Origin of the sequence: Ruminococcus sp. CAG:330, from assembly GCF_000437175.1 — a bacterium.
Lineage (GTDB): Bacteria > Bacillota > Clostridia > Oscillospirales > Ruminococcaceae > Ruminococcus_C.
This window is the reverse complement of sequence record NZ_FR898090.1, coordinates 1,196-7,133: the sequence shown is the minus strand read 5'-3', so window position 1 is coordinate 7,133 and position 5,938 is coordinate 1,196. Positions and strand designations below refer to the sequence as shown.

General features: G+C 57.7%; 2 protein-coding genes and 1 pseudogene. All 3 read left to right on the top strand.

What is annotated here, in order from left to right; genetic code table 11:
- The first annotated feature begins 129 nt into the window (after nucleotides 1-129).
- Entirely contained in the window at nucleotides 130-2,619 is a 2,490-nt protein-coding gene (locus QZL66_RS11165; protein ID WP_022411804.1) for a leucine-rich repeat domain-containing protein, read from the top strand.
- A 291-nt stretch (nucleotides 2,620-2,910) separates the two neighbouring features.
- On the top strand, nucleotides 2,911-4,359 hold the full coding sequence (proS, locus tag QZL66_RS11160; protein ID WP_022411803.1) for a proline--tRNA ligase: 1,449 nt from the start codon (nucleotides 2,911-2,913) through the stop codon (nucleotides 4,357-4,359).
- A gap of 546 nt (nucleotides 4,360-4,905) precedes the next feature.
- Nucleotides 4,906-5,938 (top strand): annotated as a pseudogene (locus tag QZL66_RS11155) (ABC transporter substrate-binding protein); the annotation flags it as partial.

Genomic DNA, 5,938 nt, shown 5'->3' with positions numbered 1-5,938 from the left:
GCATATATTTCCTACGAACACAAGCTCTAAAATTGTTTTTCCGGAAGGCGATCTGTGCGGAGCATGGGTCGCATTCCTTGCATCTTTTTATTTTTGACGGAGAAATCACATTTCATAGGAGGAATATCAATGAGCTTTACCATGGAAAACGGTGTCCTGAAAAAGTACATCGAAGAAGAGGGCGTCACCAGCGTTTCGGTGCCGGCTTCTGTCACAGTCATTGGAAGGAAAGCGTTTGCCGGCTGCCAGCTGACCGCCGTAGAACTGCCGGAGGGGCTGACGAAGATCGAGGACAGCGCCTTTGAAAATTGCAAGAACCTGCGCCGTGTGGCACTCCCCCAGAGCGTCACTTTCCTTGGCGCAATGGCGTTTTCGGGATGTACTTCCCTGACGGAGGTATCCCTGCCGGACGACCTGACGAAAATCGAGGCGAGCACCTTTGCCGGCTGCACCAACCTGCGCAAAGTGAACCTGCCGGAGCACCTTACCGCCATTGATAACGTGGCATTTTTCCGCTGCGTCGGTCTGACACAGGTGAAGCTCCCCGCCGGAATTTCCGTCGTGTCCTGGAGCTGCTGGAAGGGCTGCACCGGTCTGACGCAGGTCATCCTGCCGGACAGCGTGACCGCCATTGCCGACCGTGCCTTTGAGGGCTGCACCCACCTGGAACGGCTGGTGCTCTCCCCCAATGTGACGAAGATCGGCGCAAGCGCCTTTGCCAGCTGCATCGGTCTGGAAGAGGCTGAGCTGCCGGAGCAGCTGACAGAACTGGGTAAGAATGTCTTTCAGGGCTGCCGCCGTCTGCGCCACATCACCGTTCCCGCCGGCGTAGCCGAGCTTCCCGCAGGCTTTGCCGAATCCTGCGAGGCACTGAATCAGGTGACACTGTCTGACGGTCTGAAAAAGATCGGCACATCCGCATTTGCCGGCTGCCCGTCCCTGAAAGCCATCTTCCTGCCGGACACTGTTTCCGAGATCGCACCGAAGGCATTCGCCGGCTGTACTGCCCTGACCGGCATCGAGATCCCGTCCGGCGTGACCGAGCTGTCTTATGACACGTTCTCCGGCTGCGCAGCCCTGACAGAAGCAGCGCTGCCGGACGGCATGACCGTCATCGGCGAGAGCGCATTCTTCGGCTGCCACGCCCTCACCCGTCTGGAACTGCCGGCATCGCTGGAGGAGATTCAGGATCAGGCGTTCGAGGAGTGCGAGAATCTGGAGGAACTGAACCTGCCCGCCGGCATCACTGTCATCGGCGAGCGTGCGTTCTTCTATTGCAAGAAGATCACCCGTGTGGAAGTGCCGTCCGGCATCTGCCGTCTGCGCCGCGGCACCTTCTTTGGCTGTGTCAGCCTGAACGAAGTCGTTCTGCCGGAGGGACTGGAGCGCATCGACTGGAGAGCGTTCTCCTACTGCACTTCTCTGACCGCCATTCAGATTCCGGACAGCGTGCGCCATCTCGGCGGCAATGTGTTCGAGGGCTGCCGCAGCCTGAAGGAAGTGCGCATGTCCACCCACGTGGAACAGATCGGCGAGGATGTCTTCCGCAGCTGCCATAGCACCTGCACTGTCATCGTGCCGTATCCCTGCCCCAGCGAGATGCTGGAAATGCTCCAGAAGCGTGCCGGCGCTGTGGCGCTGGAGATTCCGGAGGAGACACAGGAGATTCCCGCCGGCGAGTTTGACGAGGAGAAGAACCTGAGCGCTCTGCGTGTGGTCAAGACCAATGCGACCTACAGCAGCCAGGAGGGCGTGCTCTTCAATGCCGACAAGACCAACCTCATCCGCTATCCCAGAGGCAAGAAGAAGTCCAAGTACGTGGTACCTGCCGGCGTGGTTGCCATCGGCGGCGGCAACGGCTTTGAGGGACACGGCTTCCGGGGCTGCACTAGCCTGACCGGTGTCCAGCTCCCCGACTCGCTCCAGAGCATCGGCAGCTATGCCTTTGCCGGCTGTTCCAGCCTGACCATGATCCGGATTCCGGACGGCGTGACCTACATCGGCAAGAGCGCATTCGCCGGCTGTATCGGTCTGACCAGCCTTCAGCTGCCGGACAGCGTGGAGGTCATTGATGACGAGGCGTTCTCCGGCTGCGTGAACCTGACCATGGTACAGATTCCGGACAGCGTGAAGCGTGTGGGCGAAAATGCGTTCGGCAGCTGTACCGGACTCATCTCCACCCGTGTGCCGTCCGGCTTGCAGGAGATCGGCAGAGGCGTGTTCGCCGGCTGCGATAATCTCCACCGTGCCATTGTGCCGTATCCGAGAAAGGTTCTGAATCTGGAACTGCTCCACTCCTGCAGGGAGCTGACGGATATGATGGTTTCGGAGAACAGCCACGAGCACAGCGCCAAGAACGGCGTGCTGTTCAATAAGGAACAGACCGAGCTGGTCTTCTACCCCATGGGCAAGAAAGAGGGCGCTTACCTCATGCCGGAGGGCGTGCGGGAGATCGCAAGCCAGGCGTTCTGCGGCTGCGAGCATCTGAAGCACGTGGTATTCGCCGACAGCATGGAGAAGATCGCACCGGACGCATTCGTCAACTGCCCGAATCTGGACGAAGCCACGAGGAAAACCCTGGAATCCTTCGGCTGCACGGTCAAGACAGAAGAAGCGTAACGGGAACGGGATGTGTGCAGTTCTGTAGGAACAGATAAGGCTCCCCTGAAAGGGGAGCTGGCAGTGCGCAGCACTGACTGAGGGGTCTCCACTTATGCCGAAAACATCATAAAAAGATTTTTCGAAAGGACCTCTCCACCGCCTATTGGCGGTCCCCCTCCCCTTTCAGGGGAGGCTCTCATGATTTCTGTACCCCATCCCCTTGCCATTTCCCCGGAAATGTGATATACTGGAAACGTCAAACTATGGATCATGGGCGGCTGCGTGCCGTCCCATTGGAGGAGGCTCTTCATGGCAAAAAACAATCAGAAAATGGTGGAAGAAATCACCGCAATGGACGTGGATTTCGCCAAGTGGTACACCGACATTTGTAAAAAGGCAGAGCTGGTTTCCTATACCAGCGTCAAAGGATGCATGGTCATCCGTCCCTATGGCTACGCCATCTGGGAAAACATTCAGCGCATTCTGGACGGCATGTTCAAGGCGACCGGCCACGTGAACGTGAATATGCCCATGTTCATTCCGGAAAGTCTGCTGCAAAAGGAAAAGGATCACGTCGAGGGCTTTGCGCCGGAGGTTGCCTGGGTGACCCACGGCGGCAGCGAAAAGCTGGAGGAGCGCCTGTGCGTCCGTCCCACCTCGGAGACCTTGTTCTGCGAGCACTACGCCGACATCGTCCACAGCTACCGTGACCTGCCGAAGCTGTATAACCAGTGGGTCAGCGTGGTGCGCTGGGAAAAGACCACCCGTCCGTTCCTGCGCTCCCGGGAATTCCTGTGGCAGGAGGGACACACCATCCATGCCACTGCCGAGGAGGCAATCGAGGAGACCGAGCGCATGCTGGATGTCTACGCAGACTTCTGCAAGGACGCTCTGGCAATTCCGGTGGTCAAGGGACAGAAGACCGAGAGCGACAAGTTCGCCGGCGCTGTCTCCACCTACTGCATCGAGGCGCTGATGCACGACGGCAAGGCGCTCCAGGCAGGCACCTCCCACTACTTCGGCGACGGCTTCGCCAAGGCATTCGGCATTGAGTACACCGACAAGGACAACCAACGCCGCACGCCGCACCAGACCAGCTGGGGCATGACCACCCGCCTCATTGGCGCCATCATCATGACCCACGGCGACGACAACGGTCTGGTACTGCCGCCGGCAGTGGCACCGGTTCAGGTAGTAGTCGTTCCGGTGGCAATGCACAAGGCTGGCGTGCTGGAAAAGGCACAGGAAGTGGCAGACCAGCTGAAGGCTGCCGGACTCCGTGTCCAGCTGGACGACAGCGACAATTCGCCGGGCTGGAAGTTCGCCCAGTACGAGATGAAGGGCGTTCCGGTTCGTCTGGAGATCGGCCCGAGAGATATCGAAAACGGCCAGTGCGTGCTGGCACCCCGTGTGGGCGGCGAAAAGCGCACCGCTGCCCTGGGCGATACGCTGGCAGATACCATTCAGCAGCTGCTTCAGGAAGTACACGATAAGATGTACGAAAAGGCACTGGAAAACCGGGAGAAGCACACCTACGCCTGCCGGACGCTGGACGAGATCACCAGGACGCTGGAGGAAAAGGGCGACGGCTTCGTCAAGGCAATGTGGTGCGGCGATGAGGCGTGCGAGGACAAGATCAAGGAACTGACCGGTGTCGGCTCCCGCTGCATCCCGAAGCAGCAGGAACATCTGGCAGATACCTGCATCTGCTGCGGAAAGCCCGCAAAGTGCATGGTATACTGGGGCAAGGCGTATTAATCACCGAATTCCCGCCTTTCAGAGCTTGTGTTCGTAGGAAATAGATGCGGATTTTCGAGCAAATTTTTTTGCAGACAAGGCAAAAATTTGCGGGCATACTTTCGTATGGCAAGAATTTTTAACGCAGTATGCAACAAAATTTGCCGAAAAGACGTAGATAGATGCCTATGAACACGAGCTCTCAGAACGCAATATGAAATTCGAGCACGGATTGGCAATTTTCACACTGTCAATCCGTGCTTTTTTGCGTGCAGACTTGAAAACATTTTGTGCTTTTTTTGGAAAAAGCGCAGATACGTTTCCAGTCCGCAAAACAACAACACAATTTCACAAGTTCCATCGGTTTTCACAAGATTTTCGCAAAATCGGGCCATGTTTTCACAAACTTGACAAATATACCAGAAATTGCTATAATAAACGTGAACTGCTGCGCTTATTTTCTGTATAATTTGCAATATGTCCCTGTGGAAAACTCCGGCGCACAGAAGAATGACGAAATATCATGCTTCCGGCACGTGCCGGAGCAGAAAGAAGGGTGGAAGAACTTTGGCAAATGTGAAATGGCACAAGAAAATCGGTGCGATCTTGCTGGCGGTGCTCCTGTCCGGCACCATTCTGCCGCTGCCTGCCGCCGCAGAACCGGCATCCGGCACTGCCGCTGCTCCTGCGGCTGAGGAATCCGCAGACACCGGCGGAAGCCTGTACTACGAGGAGCAGGACACGTACAGCGATTATTACGACACCTATGCAGATGCGGCGCACCCCGATGCGGAGTTTGTCCTGAACGGAGCGGATTATACGCAGGCGGACTGCGATACCTTCGAGGTCGGCTCGTATACCGGCACGGAGGACAACAGCGTGCGGGACAACGTCCTGATCTGGGACAGCGCAGAGGGTGCGTTTACCTATACCGTGGAGGTTCCGGAAACCGGACTCTACTCCATCGAGGCGACCTACTGCCCCATCGTCTCCAACACCTCGGAGATCTCCCTTTCTCTGGCGGTGGACGGCGAAGTCCCCTATGACACCGCCTCCCGTATGACCCTGAACAAGATCTACCGGAACAAGGAGGACATCAAGACCGACAGCGCCGGCAATCAGGTGCGCCCCGCACAGGTGCAGACCGAGATGTGGCGCACCGGCTGGATCGGCGATTCCGACGGACTGTTCAACGAACCCCTCCAGTTCTATCTGGAAAAGGGTACCCATGAGATCACCCTCTCCTCCTCCAAGGCGTACTTTGCGCTGGACACCCTGCGCTTTGCCCAGCCGGAGGAAGTGAGCGATTACGATACCTATGCTGCCGGCGTGGATGCGGCAGTTTCGAAGGATGCCACCCCGTCCGGCGTGGTGCGCATCGAGGGCGAGGATGCCGTCTATAAGTCGGACTCCGTCCTCTATCCCACCTACGACAATTCCTCCAGTTCCATCTCCCCCTCCGACCCCAAGCACATGCTGTATAATACCATCGGCAGCGGAAACTGGGACAAGGCGCTTCAGACCATCACATGGAAGGTTGCGGCAAACACCCTCCCCGGCGACGGCTGGTATCAACTGGGCATCAAGGCACGGCAGGCGG

Coding starts and splice junctions, on each gene's coding strand:
- QZL66_RS11165 (WP_022411804.1), top strand. CDS start 130: ATGAGCTTTACCATGGAAAACGGTGTCCTGAAAAAGTACATCGAAGAA.
- proS (WP_022411803.1), top strand. CDS start 2,911: ATGGCAAAAAACAATCAGAAAATGGTGGAAGAAATCACCGCAATGGAC.